Here is a 16,280-nt window from a genome sequence, read left to right as displayed (position 1 = left end):
TCTCCGTCCCGATTTCGGTGCGGAGAGACCCTAATGACTTAAATCCTTGCCAGTGCTTTTCGCAGTGGATCGAGGCCGAGCGACCCCAGATTCAGGGCGTCCCGGTGGAAGGCCTTGAGGTCGAAATCACTGCCTTTGCGGAGCTTTGCTTCGTCACGTGCCTGTAACCAGATCCGCTCGCCGACCTTGTACGACGGCGCCTGCCCGGGCCAGCCCAGGTACCGCTTCCACTCGAAGCGCAGCACCTCCTCGGGCATCCGGGTGTGCGCCCGCAGGAACTCCCAGCCCAGCTCCGGCGTCCACCGCTCACCGGGGTGGAAGCCGAACGGGTTGTCGCGGGGGATCTCCAGTTCCAGGTGCATGCCGATGTCCACGATCACCCGGGCCGCGCGCAGGGCCTGGCCGTCGAGCATGCCGAGCCGGTCGCCCGGGTCGGTCAGGTAACCGAGGTCGTCCATGAGACGTTCGGCGTACAGGGCCCAGCCCTCGCCGTGGCCGGAGCACCAGCAGAGCAGCCGCTGCCAGCGGTTCAGCGAGTCGGCCCGGAGCAGGGTCTGGCTCACCTGGAGATGGTGACCCGGGACGCCCTCGTGGTAGACGGTGGTGACCTCGCGCCAGGTGGAGAAGGTGCCCTGGGTCTCCGGCACGGCCCACCACATCCGGCCGGGACGGGAGAAGTCCTCGCTCGGGCCGGTGTAGTAGATGCCGCCGTCGCTGGTCGGGGTGAGGCAGCACTCCAGCTTCTGGGCGGGCGGCTCGATGTCGAAGTGCGTGCCGTTCAGCTCGCTGATGGCGCGGTCGGAGAGAGCCTGCATCCAGTCCCGGAACTCCTCCTTGCTGCCGATGTTGCGGGCCGGGTCGGCGTCCAGGATCGCGACCGCCTCGTCGACCGTGGCGGGCCGCCCGGCGATCGCCGCGGACACCGTACGCATCTCCTGCTCCAGGCGGTGCAGCTCCTCGAATCCCCAGAGGTACGTCTCCTCGTGGTCCACCCGGGCGCCCAGGAAGTACTGCGAGGCCAGCTCGTAGCGCTCCGGCCCGGCCGCCTCCTTCGCCCGTCCGCGCGGCGCCATCTCGTCCCGGAGGAAGAGGCCGAAGTCGGCGGTGGCCCGGGTCGCCGCCTCGGCGCCCCGGCGCAGCTCGGTCGCGAGCGCCCCGGACGCCTGCAGCCGGCGGGTCAGGCCGTGGAAGAAGTCGTCCCGGTCCGGGTCGGTCCAGGCCTCGCACTGCTCGGCGACCGCGAGGTACTGCGCGCGGGCGCTGACCTGGCCGGCGCCGGCGCCCTCCAGCAGGGTGCGGCGGTACTGGTCGAGGGCCCTCGGCATGGCCTGGAGCCGGGTGGCGATGTTCGACAGCGCCTCCTCGCCCTCGGTCGGCATCATGTCGAAGACCATGCGCAGCCCGTGCAGGCCGCTGGTGATGACGCTGACCTCGGTGGTGGCGAAGCCGGCGTCGTACCGCGCGACCTCCAGCCCGAGGCGTTCCATCATGGCGTCCTTCGCGACCTGCTCCGACTCGTGCTCGGGCTCGATCACGTCGAGGTCGTTGATGGTGCGGCGGGTCAGCTCGGCCTGTGCGGCGAAGCCCTCCGGCGAGAGGTCGTCGGTCTTGTCGTCGTACCCGGAGATGCCGACCGCGGTCGCCCCGGTGGGGTTGAGCGCGGCCCACTCGTCGACGTAGCGGTTGGCGAGTTCGTCAATTCGTCCCACCTCGCCGACCCTACGGGACCGAGGCGTGCCCACGGGTCCACTCGAGCAGGCGATCGGCCGGCCAGGTGTTGACCACCCGCTCGGCCGGCACGTCGCAGAGCGCGGCCCGCTCGCAGCCGAAGCCGAGCCAGTCCAGCTGGCCGGGGGCGTGCGCGTCGGTGTCGATGCTGAACAGGCAGCCGGCCTCGACCGCGACGGTGAGCATCCGCTTCGGCGGGTCGAGCCGGTCCGGCCGTGAGTTGATCTCGATGGCCTTGCCGTGCTCGACCGCGGCGGCCAGCACCTTCTCCAGGTCGAACGTGCTCGGCGGCCGGGTACGGGCGGTCCGGTGCGCGGCGTCGCCCTCGCCTTTTGCCGACACCTTGCGGCCGGTCATGTGCCCGAGGATGTCGAGGTGCGGGTTGGCCAGCGCGGTCACCATCCGCCGGGTCATCCGGGGCGACTCGTCGCGCAGCTTGCTATGCACCGAGCCGACCACCACGTCGAGCCGGGCCAGCAGCTCGTCCTCCTGGTCCAGCGAGCCATCCTCGAGGATGTCCACCTCGATGCCGGTGAGGATGCGGAAGCCCTCGGGCAGCGCCGCGTTGAGCTTCGCCACGTGGTCGAGCTGGCGGCGCAGCCGGGCCGGGGTCAGGCCGCGGGCCACGGTGAGCCGCGGCGAGTGGTCGGTGAGCACGAAGTACTCGTGGCCGAGGTCGGCCGCGGCCAGCGCCATCTCCTCGATCGGCGAGCCGCCGTCGGACCAGTCCGAGTGCACGTGGCAGTCGCCGCGCAGCGCGGACCGCAGCGCCGTGGCGGCGCCCGGGACGTCGGTCCCCTCGGTGCTCTCCATCCGGCGCAGATAGACCGGCTCCTCGCCGGCCAGCGACTCGGCGATGCAGCGGGCGGTCACCTCGCCGATCCCGGTCAGCTTCGCCAGGGTGCCGGCCGCGGCGCGCTCGGCCAGCTCGTCCGGCGGGGTCTTCGCGACGGTCGCGGCCGCGGACCGGAACGCCTTCACCCGGTACGTCGCCTCGTTCGCCCTCTCCAGCAGGAACGCGATGCGCCGCAGATCGGCGGCCGGATTCCGGGATGCCATCAGGCCAGACTAGGGCCTGGGCACCTATTCTCATCGGAATGCGGACGATCGATTGGGTGGACGGGGCCGTCGAGATCATCGATCAGACGGCCCTCCCCGGTGAGCTGCGCGTTCTCCGGCTGCACACGGTGGGCGAGCTGATCGCGGCGATCCAGTCGCTGGCGGTCCGGGGCGCTCCGGCGCTCGGGGTGGCGGGCGCCTTCGGGGTGGCGCTGGCAGCCCGGGTCCACCATGACGATCCCACGGCGCTCGAGGTCGCCGTACGCAAGATCGAGACCGCACGCCCGACGGCGGTGAACCTGGCCCGCGGTGCCGGGCGCACCGCCCGGCTGCTGCCCCTCGGCCCGGAGGCGGTGCTCGCCGAGGCCTGCGCGATCCGGGACGAGGAAATGGCGGCCTCGCAGGCGATGGCGGCGCTCGGCGCCGACCTGGTCGTCGAGCTCTGCGGGGAGCGGCCCCGGCTGCTCACCCACTGCAACACCGGCGGGCTTGCGGCGGTCACCGTCGGCACCGCGCTCGGCGTGGTCGGCGAGCTGCACCGCCGCGACCGGCTGGCCGGGGTGATCGCCAGCGAGACCCGCCCGCTCCTCCAGGGCGCCCGGCTCACCTCCTGGGAGCTGGCGCAGTGGGGCATCGAGCACCGGGTCGCGGTGGACTCGGCCGGCCCGTTCCTGATGGCCCGCGGCGAGGTCGACGCGGTGATCCTGGGCGCCGACCGGATCTGCGCGAACGGCGACGTGATCAACAAGATCGGCAGCTACGCGCACGCGCTCGGCGCCCGCCGGGCCGGCATCCCGTTCCTCGTGGTGGCGCCGGAGTCGACGGTCGACCTGGACACGCCGGGCGGCGACCAGGTGGAGATCGAGGACCGGGGCGCGGCCGAGGTCACCGCGTTCGGCGACGCGGTGAACCCGGCCTTCGACGTGACCCCGCACGACCTGGTCACCGCGATCGTCACCGACCGCCGGGTGATCCGGATCGACCGGGGCGACAAGCTTTAGGCCTTCCTCCAGGGCTTCAGCCAGGCGGTCTCCGGCCAGCCCTCGGCCGCGGCCATCAGCGGGTACGCCGTCCCGCCGTCCACGCTCTCCCGGATGATGTCGGCGTGCCCGGCGTGCCGCGCGGTCTCCTGGATCAGGTGCAGCAGGACCCAGCGCAGCGTCCAGTTGTCGACGTCCTTCGGGTTCCACGGCACCGACTTGTCGACCGGGACCTCATGGTCGAGGTTCGCGAGGTCCTTCACGGTCTTCTCGGTGGCGGCCGCGACGGCGTCGTAGCGGGCCAGGACGTCGTCGATGGTCTCCCCCTCGGCCAGGGCGAAGTCCGCCTCGTAGGCGCCGTAGTCGACCGGCCTCCTCTCGCCGCGGACCGTGGCCATCCAGGACTCCTCGGTCGAGGCGCAGTGCTTGATCAGGCCGCCGACGGTGAGCGGGCTCGCGCTCGCGGCGGACCGGAGCTGCTCGTCGGTGAGACCGTAGGCGGTCAGCCTGATGACGTAGCGCATCTGGGCGAGGTAGGCGAGCAGGCCCTCCTGCTCGTCGGCGATGGGTCCGACCTGACCGGGCATGGCGACTCCTTCTTGTTCGGCGTCACCCACGCTAGGGGTCGTTGCGGTCACTTTCCGGCCGCAATCCGACGACTTCGGTGTCGCCTACCGACATCACCCAGCCGCCGGACCGTCCCAGCGCCAGCAGGGACTCCCGATCCGCCGCCATTGTGAAGCCCGTGCCGGGCGTCGCAGGCCAGGACCGTCGTGCCCGCGCGCCGGGTTCGAGGTGGGGAGCCAGCGTGTCGAGCGATTCCGACATTTCGCCTAATCTGGCGATAAGTCGTTTCAGTTCGCGTCGCACCATCTCGTGGTTGCCGCCGCACATCGCCGCCGTCAGCTCCGGCCTGGTCGCGGCCACCCTGGTGCCGTCCCGGAAGGACCCGGCGCCGAGCGCTCCGGCCAGCGGATCGGTCAGGATCTGCTCGGCGAGCACGGCCGCGAACAGGTGCGGCACATGACTGATCTTCGCGACCGCGGCGTCGTGCTCGTCCGCGCCGGCGGGCACCACCCGGGCGCCGAGACCGGTGAAGAGCCGGGCCAGAACCAGCCAGTCGGCCAGGGAGGTGCCGTCCTCGAGGCAGAGCACCCACGCGCACCCGTCGAAGAGATCCTTCTCGGCCGCCGCGAATCCCGAGGTCTCCCGGCCGGCCATCGGGTGCCCGCCCACGAAGCGCCGCACGCCGTGCGCCGCCATCAGGTCCCTGACGGGACCCTTCACCGAGGTCACGTCGGTCACCAGGCAGTCGGTTGCGGCAAGCTGGGCGATCACTTGCGGCAGGACCGTCATGGGTACGGCGGAAACGACCAGCTCGGCGCCGGAGATCGCCTCGGCCACCGAGTCACCGGCCAGGAAGCCCGCGTCCCGGGCCGCCGCACGGGTGGCCGGGTCGGCGTCGAAACCGGTCACCTCGTGTCCGGCGGCGTCGAGCGCGCGCAGCAGGGAGCCGCCGATCAGCCCCAGTCCGACGATCGCGATTCTCACGTTCCTACGGCCTCATGCCTTGCAGTCGTTCTTCTTCTCCCAGGCCTCGACCGTCGCGACCGGGCTCTTCTGGCCACCCTTGCGCCACGACTTCAGGAACGTCGCCGGCCAGATCACGCCGCGCCGCACCTTCCAGTCGCCGGTCTTCGCGCACGGCGGCGAGATGCCGTAGTGCACGTGGCAGACGTCGTTGGCGTTGCCGGTCTTCCCGGTCCTCCCGAGCAGCCGGCCCGCCTCGACCCGGACGCCGGCCTCGATGCCGGACTGCACCTTGCTGAGGTGCGAGCCGTAGTACCGCACGCCGTCGTCGCCGAGCAGCGACACCGACAGCCCGCCGTTCTTCGGCCCGTCCGGCTTCCCCTTCACGTACTCGTCCTCGAGACTGATCTCCAGGATGACGCCGCTGGTCGTGGCGACGAACCGCTCGCCGCAGTCGACGAAGAGGTCGGTCGCCGGATATTTCGAGTGGGTCGTGTGGAAGTCGACGTTCGAGGCGTCCACCGGGAAGACGTACTTCACCTCGGTCTTCTCGGCCGGCGTGGGCGCCGCGCTCGTCGCTCCGCCGGTCGTCTCGCCGGTCGTCTCGGTCGTCGTCCCGGTCGTGGGCGCCGGCGCCGCGGAAGCCCCGGTCGTCGCGGCCGCCGAGGGCGCGCCGAACTGCGGCGTCGCGTTCGGCTCGACGAAGTGCGGCGTCGTCGCGGGAGACCCCGCGCCGGCTGCGCCGCCGCATCCGGCCAGCAGGGCCAGGAGGGTCAGACCCGAGAGGGTACGGAGGAAGCGCACCGAGCCATCCTGACAGAAGCCGGCGAGGGTCGCCCGCCGACGCGTACGGCCGGCGCGGGTATCGCTGGCTAGGCTGGGGGCGACGGACCGCGGAGAGGAGACACCGTGACGGCTGACCGGCAGGGCACCTGGGCCGCGTCCCCGCCGCCCGGATACCTCCCTCCGCCGGAGCGGCCGCCGCTCGCGTCCCGCCCGGTCTACCGCGAACCGCACCCGATCAGGTCCGGCGCGGTGCTCAGTGGCCTGGCCGCCGCGACGGTCTGGCTGATCCTGTTCGGCAGCCTCGGCGACGGTCTCGCGTCGTACGCGTGGTGGACGATCGCGGCGACGGTGAGCGCCTGGCTCGTGTCGCTGCTGCTCGCCGTGCTCGGCGACCGGGGCGTGGCGGTCGGCGTGGCGGTGGCGAGCGGCCTCGGGCTGTCGATCGCGATGACCTTCGTGGCGCTGCGGTGGATCTCCACGTACGACTGGCCGCTGTGGTGATCCACGCGGTCTGATTCGTCCCGGTTCCGACGCTCGGGACGACCACCTTTCGTGCCCGATTCGTCGCGCTCGGAAGCCGCTCTGCCGAAGTGCCGATCGACCCTTGACGAACGTCGGAACGGCGGTCACTCTCGGCTTCATGGCCCCCTCGCCAGAACGGCTCGACCCCGAGCGCTGCCGCCGCCGCCAGGAGCTGCTCGCGGCCCTCGCGCAGGCGAAAACGGTCCGCGAGTCGGACCCGTCACAACGCATGCGCGGCGTGCGGCTGCGTGAGCTGATCGCCACGCGCCGTCGTCCCGCGAACTGACTTCGTCATACCGCAAGGCGTGGCGCGATGCGCCCGCCGAGCTACCCGCTACCGTCAGGCGCTGAGGATAAGAACCGCGTTGGGGGAATCGTGTCGATTTTCGCTGCCGCCGTCGGCCGGACGAAGAGCGGGTGGACGGCGTCGGAGCTGGACCTTACGGGCCTGGCCGACATCGACGAGGTGGTGGACGCGCTGCGCGATGCGGAGCCGGACGCCGACCTCGCTGTGTTGTTCGTCGAGAGCGACGACGAGTACCTCGCGATCCTGCGCCTGGACGAGGGCGAGGACCTGAGGGTCTTCAGTTCCGACTCGGCCTTCGCCGAGGAGTCCAGGATCGGATCGGTGCTGCTCGGTGAGGTGGAGGCGCCCGCGGTCGGGCTGGACGACCTGGCCGCCCGCGACGACGACGACGAGGACCGTCCGGCCGCCACGCCGGACGCCGACCCGATCGGCGACGCGGAGCTGCTGGGCGACCTGGGTGTGAGCGCGAAACGGCTGCTCGCGCTCTGCGGGATGGACGGGATGCTGCCGTCCGACGTGACCGCCGAGATCTGTCAGAAGATCGGGTGCGGTGACGAGATGGAGGAGCTGCGCGAGGCGTGAACCGCCGCGAACAGCACGAGGAGTGGATGCGGCGGGCTCTCGCCGTCGCATCCGCCTCACCCGACGACGTCCCGGTCGGCGCGCTGCTGCTCGGGCCGGACGGCGCCGAGCTCGCGGCGGCCGGCAACGAGCGCGAGCTCACCGGCGACCCGACCGCGCACGCCGAGATCCTGGTCCTGCGGAAGGCCGCCGCGGCGCTCGGCGAGTGGCGGCTGGAGGGCTGCACCCTGGTGGTGACGCTGGAGCCGTGCACGATGTGCGCGGGGGCGCTGGTCCTCGCGCGGGTCGCCACCGTGGTCTTCGGCGCCTGGGAACCGAAGACCGGAGCGGCCGGCTCACTCTGGGACGTGATCCGGGATCGCCGCCTCAACCATCGTCCCGAGGTCTACTCGGGGGTTCTGGAAGAGGAGTGCGCCGAAGCGCTGCGCGACTTCTTCAGGGATTAGACCGCAAAACGCCGCCTCCTCACCGGTTACAAGGCGTTTTGCCCGCGGAGCGAAGCGGAGCCAGCAGGTTCAGCTGATCGCGGTGTCCAGGCCGATCTTGACCATGTTGCTGAAGCCCTGCTCGCGCTGGGCGGAGTCCATCGCCTCGCCGCGCTTGATGTGGTCGCTGACCGTGAGGATGGTCAGGGCCTTGGCGCCGTAGCGGGCCGCGATCGTGTAGATGGCGGCCGACTCCATCTCGACCGCGAGCACGCCGTACTCGGCGAGGCGGTCGTAGAGCTCGGGGCGGTCGTTGTAGAAGGTGTCGCCGGCCAGGATCTGACCAACCCGGATCGGGATGCCCGCCGCCTCGGCCTTCTCCACGGCGGTGCGCAGCAGCCCGAAGTCCGCCACCGGCGCGTAGTCGACGACGCCTTCGAAGCGGTAGCGGTTCATGTTCGAGTCGGTCGAGGAGCCGATCGCGGCGATCACGTCACCGAGGTTCAGGTCCATCGCGAGCGCGCCGCAGGAGCCGATCCGGATCACGGACTTCACGCCGTACTCATTGATCAGCTCGTGGGTGTAGATCGAGGCCGACGGCATGCCCATGCCGGAGCCCTGTACCGACACCCGCTCGCCCTTGTAGGTGCCCGTGAAGCCGAGCATCCCGCGGACCTGGGTGTAGCAGACCGCGTCCTCGAGGAACGTCTCGGCGATCCACTTGGCCCGCATCGGGTCACCGGGGAGCAGCACCCGCTCGGCGATGTCTCCCGGCTTGCCGCCGATGTGCACGCTCATGAGTTCTCTCCGCTTCGCTTGTCCATGACACCGATCTTGCCAGTTCAGGGCGGTGCCGCAGGGTTATGGGTGACCCGGCTACGAGTGCTCTCACGCGTCCCGTAAAGTACTTCCCGGTGGTGTGTCCGAGTGGCCTAAGGAGCACGCCTCGAAAGCGTGTGAGGGTTTACGCCCTCCGCGGGTTCAAATCCCGCCGCCACCGCCACGGGGAAGCCCGGCTCGACAGAGCCGGGCTTCCTGTCTTTATGGGCCGGATCCTGCTACGCTCCGTGGCCTTCGCCGGGATCGCCCATCCATGCGAGTGGTGGCTCGTCCGTTCGGTCGTTCTCGATGATCAGCGCTGTTTCGTGTTACGGCGGGATTTCACCGCACGTCAGGGCCATGATTACTCCGTGTAGTGAATCTTGGACGACCCTCAGATGTCCGGAGTAGCGCAAGTCACGCAGCCCAAATACACCGGATCAGACAATGCGGTTCCGACCGGGCGGCGTCCAACTTTCAGAGGATCGCCCTACGCAGATCCGTCGATGCCTGTCGTAGATTTGACACGTGAGAGTTGAGAATCACTGGTGGAATGGCGATCTCCGTCTCCAGCGCCGCGACGTCTTCATCCGTACGGACGGCGAGGTGTGGGAGGTGGAGGCGCAACTGGGCGGCCCTGAGGGCAAGTCCAAGGTGCAGCAGTGTCCCGGCCGGGCGTCAGCGATGATCCTGGCCGACGCGTGGCGTGGTCCGCGCTGGCAGTGGCGCGAGCTCTAAGGAGCGCCAGGAGCCTGGGCTGTGCCGCCATCGCTCGACTGTCTACGGCTCAGCCTTTCGCAACGGGCCGGACCCTGTGGGGTCCGGCCCGTTCGTGTTGTCACCGGTGGGTAGTCAGACGCACGTCCTGTCCGATCTGTCGGGAACATGTGGATCTAGCGTGGGTGCCATGCGGGCCATTGTCATTGAGCACCGATCCGACGTCGTGGTACTCCAGCTGTGCGGCGAACTGGACGCCGACACGGCGGGGCAGCTGTACGCCGTGCTCGCCGGCCTGCTGGAGCGCCCGGTGCCGAGGATCGTCGTCGACCTCACCCAGCTGAAGTTCTGCGACTCGGTGGGCCTGAGCGCGTTCGTCACCAGCAAGCAGGTGATCGCGGCGCGGGGCGGGTGGCTGAGCTTCGCCGGCGCCGACCAGTTCCTCGCTCAGTTGTTGGAGACGGTCGGCTTGGGCCGATATTTCGCGATTTTTCCTGAGGTTGAGGACGCGATAGCGGCCGCCCGGCTGTAGGGCGGTACGGTCCCGTACAGACGGCGAGGGCCGGCTCCGATCGGGAGCCGGCCCTCGCCTGCACTGTTTTCAGCCCGAACGATACGAGACGTCGCGACGTGGCCACGCAGCGGGGCCTTCGTGTGAACCGGACGCGAACCAGGCGCGAACCAGAAAGGCCGGACCCGATGGGTCCGGCCTTCGCTGTGGCGGAGGATACGAGATTCGAACTCGTGAGGGTGTTAACCCAACACGCTTTCCAAGCGTGCGCCCTAGGCCTCTAGGCGAATCCTCCGTGCGCCAGGATACAGAGGTTTCCGGACACGTCGCGGGAGGGGGTGCCGCCGCTTCCCGGCGAGCGACCGGTAGGGTGTGAGCCAGCCCCTCGTGCGGCGTGTATCTCGTGAACCTCCCCAGGGCCGGAAGGCAGCAAGGATAAGCGGGCTCTGACGGGTGCACGGGGGGTCCTTTCATTCCCTGGGGCACGTTGTTTTGTTCTTGTCAGACCCTCGACGGACAATGGCGCGGTCGTCAGGAGGTGGCAGGAGTGGCGCTCGCCCTCTATCGGAAATACCGTCCGCGGACGTTCGCGGAGGTCATCGGCCAGGAGCACGTCACCGAGCCGTTGTCGCAGGCGTTGCGGAGCGGCCGGCTCAACCACGCATACCTCTTCTCCGGTCCGCGTGGCTGCGGCAAGACGTCGAGCGCCCGCATCCTGGCCCGCTCGCTCAACTGCGAGCAGGGGCCGACCCCCGATCCGTGCGGCGTCTGCGCCTCCTGCAAGTCGCTCGCCAACGACGGCGCCGGCTCGATCGACGTCATCGAGATCGACGCGGCCAGCCACGGTGGTGTCGACGACGCCCGTGAGCTGCGCGAGAAGGCGTTCTTCGCGCCCGCCAACAGCCGCTACAAGATCTATGTGATCGACGAGGCCCACATGGTCTCGTCGGCCGGCTTCAACGCGCTGCTCAAGCTCGTCGAGGAGCCGCCCGACTTCGTGAAGTTCATCTTCGCGACCACTGAGCCCGACAAGGTCCTCGGCACGATCCGCTCGCGGACCCACCACTACCCGTTCCGGCTCATCCCTCCGGCGACGCTGCGGCCGTACCTCCAGCAGCTCTGCGACGCCGAGGGCGTGAAGATCGACCCGGCGGTGTTCCCGCTGGTCGTCCGCGCCGGCGGCGGCAGCGCCCGAGACACCCTGTCGATTCTCGACCAGCTGATCGCCGGCGCCGGCCCCGACGGCGTCTCCTACTCGCGGGCCGTCGCCCTGCTCGGCGTCACCGACGTCGCCCTGATCGACGAGATGTGCGAGGCGATCGCCTCCGCCGACGGCGCCGCGGCCTACTCGACGATCGACCGGGTCGCCGAGGCCGGCCACGACCCCCGGCGCTTCGCCTCCGACCTGCTCGAGCGCTTCCGCGACCTGATCGTCCTCCAGCAGGTGCCCGACGCCGTCTCCAAGGGCCTGATCGACGGCCCGGCCGACCAGCTCGACGCGATGGCCGCCCAGGTGACAAGGCTCGGCCCGGCGACCCTCTCCCGCTGCGCCGACATCGTGCACAACGGCCTGGTCGAGATGCGCGGCACGACCGCTCCGCGGCTTCTCCTTGAGCTGATCGCCGCCCGGATGCTGCTGCCCGGCGCCGACGACTCCTCGAACGCCCTGCTCCAGCGCTTGGAACGGCTCGAGCGAGGCGGTTTCGCCGCCGGTCCTGCGCAGCTCACTCCACAGCCTCTCGCCCCGGTCGCTCCGCACCGTCCCTCCCCGGTCGAGGAGGACGGCGACGCCACCCGTGGGCTGGGCGCGCCTCAGGCTCCGGCCGGCGGGATGCCGTCGGGTCCGGTGGTCGCCGGTTCCGCCGACGCGGCTCCGGGCGGCGGTGGCAAGGCGGCGGCCATGGAGGCTGCTCGCGCGGCGGCGCGCCGGGCTGCCGCGGGACCGCCCGGCCGTGCGGCTGTTCCGGTTTCTCCGGCGGCGCCGGCTGCTGCTCCGGTTTCTCCGGGGGTGCCGGCTGCTGCTCCGGCTGCTCCGGCTGCTCCGGCGGCGCCGGCCGCTGCTCCGGCTGCTCCGGCAGCGCCGGCCGTTGCTCCGGTCTCGGCTGCTCCTGACGCTGCTTCGCCGGTGTCGGGCGTTCCCGCGTCTGCCGAGTCCGTCTCCACGGCTCCGGCTCCGGGCGGGGGAGCGCCTGATTGGAACGCGGTGGCCGATGGCGGCTATGACGAGGAACCGCCCTGGGACGACGAGCCCGAGACCGAGGTCGCGGCCGCTGCGGAGCCGGCGCCGGATCCCGCGGTGGTCGCTGCCGAGCGGCTGGAGAGGGTCCGAGGGGTCTGGCTCGACCTCGGGCGTGCCGACGAGACGGTCGGAAAGATGCAGAAGGCGGGCATCGTTCTCGGGGCGGTCGACGGCGACACGGTGGTGTTCGGGGCGCCGAGGCCCAACTATGCGGAACGGTTCATGACCTTCCGCGAACTGATCTCGGGGGCGTTCACCGAGGCGCTCGGCGGGGAGTGGCAGGTCCGCTGCGAGGTGGGCGACCTGGCTCCGGCTCACGGCGGGTCCGCCGGTGGCCGTGACCAGCAGGCCGCGCACCGCGCTCAGGCGAACGCTCCGGTCCGCGCCAACCAGGCGGCCCCGGCTTCGGCGGCGCCCGAGCGGAACACCGGACGCACCGAGTCCCGCCCCTCCCGTCCGTCCCGGGCCCCGGCCGGCGATGCCGACGACGACAGCCACGCAGCGGGCCGACCCGCACCGCCGAGCGAGGCCGCGCCGGCTTTCTCGCCTTCGAGTAGCCCCGCGGCCGCCGGCCAGGGCCGCGGCGATCAGGGTGAGCCCGCTTCGACCCGGCCGGAACCGGCTCGGCCCGAACCGACCCGGGCTCCGCAGGCCGCCTCGGACAGCGATTGGCCCGAGCCCGCCCGTCCTGGTGGTGGCTCGGGGGCGCGATCGGCTGCGCCCGCTGCCTCGGCGGAGGACGACTGGCCCGAGCCTGCCAAGCCGGGCGGTGGACTGAGTGCTGGGCAGGCGTCCGGCGAGCGTCCGGTGACGGCGGGCCAGCCTGCCGAAGACTCGACCACCCAGGTCACGCAGGCTTCGGTGGCGAGTCCTGTCCCCCCGCCTCCGGTGTCTGTGCCGCCGGCTCCTTCGGCTGCGATGGCCCCTGCGGCTCCCGTTGCCCCGGCTCCCGTTGCCCCGGCTCCCGTGCCAGCTGCACCCGCTGCCGCGCCGGTGTCGACGGCACACGCCTCGGCGCCGGCACCCTCGTCTGCCGGCAAGGCTGCTCCTGCGCGGTCGGCTGCGATGGAGGCTGCTCGGGCTGCGGCACGTGGTGGTGTGCCGGGCGCTGGTGGTGGGATCGCTGCTGCGCGGGCTGCGGCGGCCAATGCGCGTAATGCGGCGCCTGCGGTGGGGCCCGGCGCGCCTGGTGGCGGTGGTGCCGGTGGTGCGGCTGCCGGCGGCGCTGGCGGTGGTGGCTTCGGCGGGCCAGGGGGCGGTGGGTCCGGTGGTGGCTTCGGCGGGGCGGCTGGTGCCCGTGCCGGAGGCGGTGGCGGGGCTGGTGGCCGGGCTGCGAGCGGGGCTGGTGGCCGGACTGCCGGCGGGGCTGCCTGGTCGGATGGGACGCCTACTGAGGAGGCGCCCTATGACCCCGAATATGACGGTCCGCCTTCGGGTGGGGCTGTCATCGAAGGGTTCGATCCCGGGGACGAGCCGCTCGACGACGTGCTCGATGAGAAGACGGCCCGGCAGAGTGGTGAGGAGCTCGCCATGCAGCTGCTGCGGGACGCGTTCGGGGCGGAGAAGATCGGGGAGCTCTGAGCGGGCGGGGACCGCCCGGTCCCTCGTACCCATGAAGGGGTGTGTCCGTTGGTGTGTCGGCGGGCATGAAAGCGGTGACGGCTACGCTGGCGGCGAGACTTCCGACCGCCGCGGGTCATCGATGGTGGTTACGAACAAATGATGAGGAGCGGTGCCATGCGCCCCGGTGGACAGCCCAACATGCAGCAGATCATGAAGCAGGCGCAGAAGATGCAGCAGCAGGTCGCGCAGGCGCAGGCCGAGCTGGCCGAGGCCGAGCTGACCGGCACCGCCGGCGGCGGCCTGGTGACCGTCGTGATCACCGGTCTGGGCGAGTTCAAGTCGGTCAAGATCGACCCGAAGGCGGTGGACGCCGACGACGTCGAGACGCTGGAGGACCTGGTGCTCGCCGCGATCCACAACGCGGCCGAGGCGCAGCGTGAGCTGGCCGAGTCGAAGATGGGTCCGGCGACCGGTGGCTTCTCCCTGCCGGGGTTCTGATCCGTGTACGAAGGTGCCATCCAGGACCTGATCGATGAGCTGGGCCGGCTGCCGGGCGTCGGCCCGAAGTCGGCCCAGCGCATCGCTTTCCACGTCCTCTCCGCCGACCCGGCGGACGTGAAGCGGCTCTCCGACGCGCTCCGCAAGGTCAAGGAGCTCGTCCGCTTCTGCACGACCTGTTTCAACGTGGCCGAGTCCGATCAGTGCCGGGTCTGCCGCGACACCCGCCGCACCAACGAGGTGCTGTGCGTGGTGGAGGAGCCGAAGGACGTCGTCGCGATCGAGCGGACCGGTGAGTTCCGGGGGCGGTACCACGTCCTCGGCGGCGCCATCAATCCGCTGGAGGGTGTCGGCCCCGACAACCTGAAGATCCGTGAGCTGCTGATCCGGCTCGGCACCGGTGAGGTCAAGGAGCTGATCCTGGCCACCGATCCGAACACGGAGGGTGAGGCCACCGCGACCTATCTCGGCCTGCTCGTGAAGCCGATGGGCATCGCCGTGACCCGCCTCGCGAGCGGTCTCCCGGTCGGCGGCGATCTCGAATACGCGGACGAGATCACCCTGGGGCGGGCCTTCGAGGGCCGTCGAGCCATCTAGATCTACGTCTCGTAACGTGGATGTAACGCAATGCGACCGGTTGCGCCCGATTCGCCACTTACTCGCCGTCCACGAGGTAATTTCCGTTTGTTCGGCGTTCTAGGTCACGGCGACATCACGAGGGAGACACGGAAGCGTCCGCGTGCGGTCAGCGAACTTGACCCAGAGCACTCACTAGGTGAATGTTCCTCTCGATGGCGGCCACACCCGCCGTCGAGTGCCTTCGTGGCGTCGATCAAATCTGGGTCGGCGACAACGAGGGTCGGCACTCGAGGCATGCGATAACCGATCGGTTGCCGTTCGCTACGTGGGCCATCGCCACCGCTCGGGGGATCTTCCGTGTGCCCTCGACCGTGGCTGTGGACTCCCGTCGCGCGGCGACTGGGAGAGGACCGGCGAATAGATGTCGCTTGGCCCAGAAGCGTCGATCGTCGACGAGACGGCGACGCCGACAGCCGACGCGGCTGAGGTGCGAAGCCCCGGCGAGTCAGCGATCGCGGGTCGATCGCTGAAGCAGATCGCCTGGCGGCGCCTGAAGAAGGACAAGGTCGCCATCGGTGGTGGCTTCGTCGTGCTCTTCCTCATCCTCATCGCGATTCTCGCCCCGCTGCTGACCAGGCTTTTCGGTCACCCGATCGACGAGTGGCACCCGGATCAGGTCGATCCGACGTTCGCCACCCCGATCCACCCGTGGGGCGGCATCACGTCCGACTTCATCCTGGGCGTCGAGCCGACGACCGGGCGGGACATCTTCAGCCGGATCGTCTACGGCGCGCAGACGTCGCTGACGGTGGCGTTCCTGTCGGCGTTCCTCTCGACGATCCTGGGCGTGCTGTTCGGCACGGCGGCCGGCTTCCTCGGCGGCTGGGTCGACTCGGTGATCAGCCGGGTCATGGACTTCCTGCTGGCCTTCCCGCAGCTTCTCTTCTCGATCGCCCTGGTCTCGGTGCTCCCGCAGGAGTTCCTCGGACTGGGCAGCCGCTGGTCGCGCGTGAGCGTGCTGATCCTGGTGATCGGATTCTTCGGCTGGCCGTACATCGGTCGCATCGTGCGAGGCCAGACGCTCTCCCTGCGCGAGCGGGAGTTCGTCGAGGCCGCCCGCAGCCTGGGCGCCCGCTCGCCGCGCATCCTGTTCCGGGAGCTGCTGCCGAACCTGGCCGCGCCGATCCTCGTCTACACGACGCTGATCATCCCGACGAACATCCTCACCGAGGCCGCTCTGAGCTTCCTCGGCGTCGGTATCCCGCCGCCCAACCCCTCGTGGGGCGGCATGCTCTCGGACGCCGTGACCTTCTACCAGATCGACCCCATGTTCATGATCATCCCGGGCGGAATGATCTTCATTACGGTGCTGGCCTTCAACCTCTTCGGTGACGGCCTGCGCGACGCGCTCGACCCGAAGGCCCGCTGACACAGG

The 16,280-nt window shown here is 70.5% G+C and carries 17 protein-coding genes, 2 tRNA genes and 1 other RNA gene; 13 read left to right on the top strand and 7 right to left on the bottom strand.

Annotated features, from left to right (window positions below; all coding sequences use genetic code 11):
• Window positions 1-38: 38 nt before the first annotated feature.
• Window positions 39-1,709 (bottom strand): DUF885 domain-containing protein, encoded by a 1,671-nt coding sequence (locus AB0G10_RS23570; RefSeq protein ID WP_360925456.1) that lies wholly within the window; start codon window positions 1,707-1,709, stop codon window positions 39-41.
• A gap of 10 nt (window positions 1,710-1,719) precedes the next feature.
• Entirely contained in the window at window positions 1,720-2,787 is a 1,068-nt protein-coding gene (locus AB0G10_RS23565) for a PHP domain-containing protein (protein ID WP_360925453.1), read from the bottom strand.
• Window positions 2,788-2,825: 38 nt separating this feature from the next.
• Between AB0G10_RS23565 and mtnA the strand changes: the two genes are divergently transcribed.
• Window positions 2,826-3,788, top strand: coding sequence for an S-methyl-5-thioribose-1-phosphate isomerase (gene mtnA / locus AB0G10_RS23560; protein WP_360925450.1), 963 nt, complete (start codon window positions 2,826-2,828; stop codon window positions 3,786-3,788).
• Here the strand turns inward: mtnA and AB0G10_RS23555 are convergent.
• From AB0G10_RS23555 to AB0G10_RS23545, 3 genes are read right to left on the bottom strand one after another with little or no spacing between them, the layout of a single operon-like run.
• On the bottom strand, window positions 3,785-4,354 hold the full coding sequence (locus AB0G10_RS23555) for a DinB family protein (protein WP_360925447.1): 570 nt from the start codon (window positions 4,352-4,354) through the stop codon (window positions 3,785-3,787). The genes mtnA and AB0G10_RS23555 overlap by 4 nt on opposite strands.
• Before the next feature lie 31 nt (window positions 4,355-4,385).
• Window positions 4,386-5,318 carry a prephenate dehydrogenase/arogenate dehydrogenase family protein gene (locus AB0G10_RS23550; protein WP_360925444.1) on the bottom strand — a complete coding sequence of 311 codons (933 nt, stop codon included), beginning with the start codon at window positions 5,316-5,318 and terminating at the stop codon, window positions 4,386-4,388.
• Window positions 5,319-5,330: 12 nt separating this feature from the next.
• The gene (locus AB0G10_RS23545; RefSeq protein WP_360925441.1) at window positions 5,331-6,101 is read right to left on the bottom strand and encodes a peptidoglycan DD-metalloendopeptidase family protein; all 771 of its coding nucleotides are present in this window, start codon (window positions 6,099-6,101) and stop codon (window positions 5,331-5,333) included.
• 105 nt (window positions 6,102-6,206) lie between these two features.
• On the opposite strand from AB0G10_RS23545, the gene AB0G10_RS23540 reads away from it, so the two are divergent.
• The 4 genes from AB0G10_RS23540 (at window position 6,207) to tadA (ending at window position 7,940) form a co-directional block, all read left to right on the top strand.
• On the top strand, window positions 6,207-6,584 hold the full coding sequence (locus tag AB0G10_RS23540) for a hypothetical protein (RefSeq protein WP_360925438.1): 378 nt from the start codon (window positions 6,207-6,209) through the stop codon (window positions 6,582-6,584).
• A gap of 139 nt (window positions 6,585-6,723) precedes the next feature.
• Window positions 6,724-6,891, top strand: coding sequence for a hypothetical protein (locus tag AB0G10_RS23535; RefSeq protein ID WP_360925435.1), 168 nt, complete (start codon window positions 6,724-6,726; stop codon window positions 6,889-6,891).
• A gap of 90 nt (window positions 6,892-6,981) precedes the next feature.
• Window positions 6,982-7,494 carry a tRNA adenosine deaminase-associated protein gene (locus tag AB0G10_RS23530; protein ID WP_360925432.1) on the top strand — a complete coding sequence of 171 codons (513 nt, stop codon included), beginning with the start codon at window positions 6,982-6,984 and terminating at the stop codon, window positions 7,492-7,494.
• Window positions 7,491-7,940: a tRNA adenosine(34) deaminase TadA gene (tadA, locus tag AB0G10_RS23525; protein ID WP_360925429.1), complete on the top strand. Its 450-nt coding sequence runs from the start codon at window positions 7,491-7,493 to the stop codon at window positions 7,938-7,940. The genes AB0G10_RS23530 and tadA overlap by 4 nt, the downstream gene beginning before the upstream one ends.
• Window positions 7,941-8,009: 69 nt before the next feature.
• On the opposite strand, the gene deoD is transcribed toward tadA, so the two are convergent.
• Window positions 8,010-8,717 (bottom strand): purine-nucleoside phosphorylase, encoded by a 708-nt coding sequence (deoD, locus tag AB0G10_RS23520; RefSeq protein WP_360925426.1) that lies wholly within the window; start codon window positions 8,715-8,717, stop codon window positions 8,010-8,012.
• Between the two features lie 115 nt (window positions 8,718-8,832).
• Between deoD and AB0G10_RS23515 the strand changes: the two genes are divergently transcribed.
• From AB0G10_RS23515 to AB0G10_RS23505, 3 genes are all read left to right on the top strand, one after another.
• A tRNA-Ser gene (locus AB0G10_RS23515) sits at window positions 8,833-8,922 on the top strand.
• A 344-nt stretch (window positions 8,923-9,266) separates the two neighbouring features.
• The gene (locus tag AB0G10_RS23510; protein ID WP_360925423.1) at window positions 9,267-9,476 is read left to right on the top strand and encodes a hypothetical protein; all 210 of its coding nucleotides are present in this window, start codon (window positions 9,267-9,269) and stop codon (window positions 9,474-9,476) included.
• Window positions 9,477-9,645: 169 nt separating this feature from the next.
• Window positions 9,646-9,987, top strand: a complete 342-nt coding sequence (locus AB0G10_RS23505; protein ID WP_360925420.1) for an STAS domain-containing protein — start codon at window positions 9,646-9,648, stop codon at window positions 9,985-9,987.
• Window positions 9,988-10,173: 186 nt separating this feature from the next.
• Here the strand turns inward: AB0G10_RS23505 and AB0G10_RS23500 are convergent.
• A tRNA-Ser gene (locus tag AB0G10_RS23500) sits at window positions 10,174-10,261 on the bottom strand.
• An 81-nt stretch (window positions 10,262-10,342) separates the two neighbouring features.
• Here AB0G10_RS23500 and ffs point away from each other — a divergent pair.
• The 5 genes from ffs (at window position 10,343) to AB0G10_RS23475 (ending at window position 16,274) form a co-directional block, all read left to right on the top strand.
• Window positions 10,343-10,439, top strand: an RNA gene (gene ffs / locus AB0G10_RS23495) — signal recognition particle sRNA small type.
• Window positions 10,440-10,513: 74 nt separating this feature from the next.
• The gene (locus AB0G10_RS23490; RefSeq protein ID WP_360925417.1) at window positions 10,514-13,786 is read left to right on the top strand and encodes a DNA polymerase III subunit gamma and tau; all 3,273 of its coding nucleotides are present in this window, start codon (window positions 10,514-10,516) and stop codon (window positions 13,784-13,786) included.
• A gap of 156 nt (window positions 13,787-13,942) precedes the next feature.
• Window positions 13,943-14,266, top strand: coding sequence for a YbaB/EbfC family nucleoid-associated protein (locus AB0G10_RS23485; RefSeq protein ID WP_360925414.1), 324 nt, complete (start codon window positions 13,943-13,945; stop codon window positions 14,264-14,266).
• A 3-nt stretch (window positions 14,267-14,269) separates the two neighbouring features.
• Window positions 14,270-14,863 (top strand): recombination mediator RecR, encoded by a 594-nt coding sequence (gene recR, locus AB0G10_RS23480; protein ID WP_127543906.1) that lies wholly within the window; start codon window positions 14,270-14,272, stop codon window positions 14,861-14,863.
• Window positions 14,864-15,266: 403 nt separating this feature from the next.
• Window positions 15,267-16,274 carry an ABC transporter permease gene (locus AB0G10_RS23475; RefSeq protein ID WP_360925410.1) on the top strand — a complete coding sequence of 336 codons (1,008 nt, stop codon included), beginning with the start codon at window positions 15,267-15,269 and terminating at the stop codon, window positions 16,272-16,274.
• Window positions 16,275-16,280: the final 6 nt, after the last annotated feature.

The organism is Actinoplanes sp. NPDC023714 (assembly GCF_040639855.1).
Lineage (GTDB): Bacteria > Actinomycetota > Actinomycetes > Mycobacteriales > Micromonosporaceae > Actinoplanes.
Note: the sequence above shows the minus strand (reverse complement) of the source record. Positions and strands in the feature narration are given on the sequence as shown.

Bases quoted from the DNA above. Each gene is read 5' to 3' on its own strand.
- AB0G10_RS23565 (WP_360925453.1), bottom strand. From the start codon at position 2,787: ATGGCATCCCGGAATCCGGCCGCCGATCTGCGGCGCATCGCGTTCCTG.
- mtnA (WP_360925450.1), top strand. From the start codon at position 2,826: ATGCGGACGATCGATTGGGTGGACGGGGCCGTCGAGATCATCGATCAG.
- AB0G10_RS23555 (WP_360925447.1), bottom strand. From the start codon at position 4,354: ATGCCCGGTCAGGTCGGACCCATCGCCGACGAGCAGGAGGGCCTGCTC.
- AB0G10_RS23535 (WP_360925435.1), top strand. From the start codon at position 6,724: ATGGCCCCCTCGCCAGAACGGCTCGACCCCGAGCGCTGCCGCCGCCGC.
- deoD (WP_360925426.1), bottom strand. From the start codon at position 8,717: ATGAGCGTGCACATCGGCGGCAAGCCGGGAGACATCGCCGAGCGGGTG.
- AB0G10_RS23505 (WP_360925420.1), top strand. From the start codon at position 9,646: ATGCGGGCCATTGTCATTGAGCACCGATCCGACGTCGTGGTACTCCAG.
- AB0G10_RS23485 (WP_360925414.1), top strand. From the start codon at position 13,943: ATGCGCCCCGGTGGACAGCCCAACATGCAGCAGATCATGAAGCAGGCG.
- AB0G10_RS23475 (WP_360925410.1), top strand. From the start codon at position 15,267: ATGTCGCTTGGCCCAGAAGCGTCGATCGTCGACGAGACGGCGACGCCG.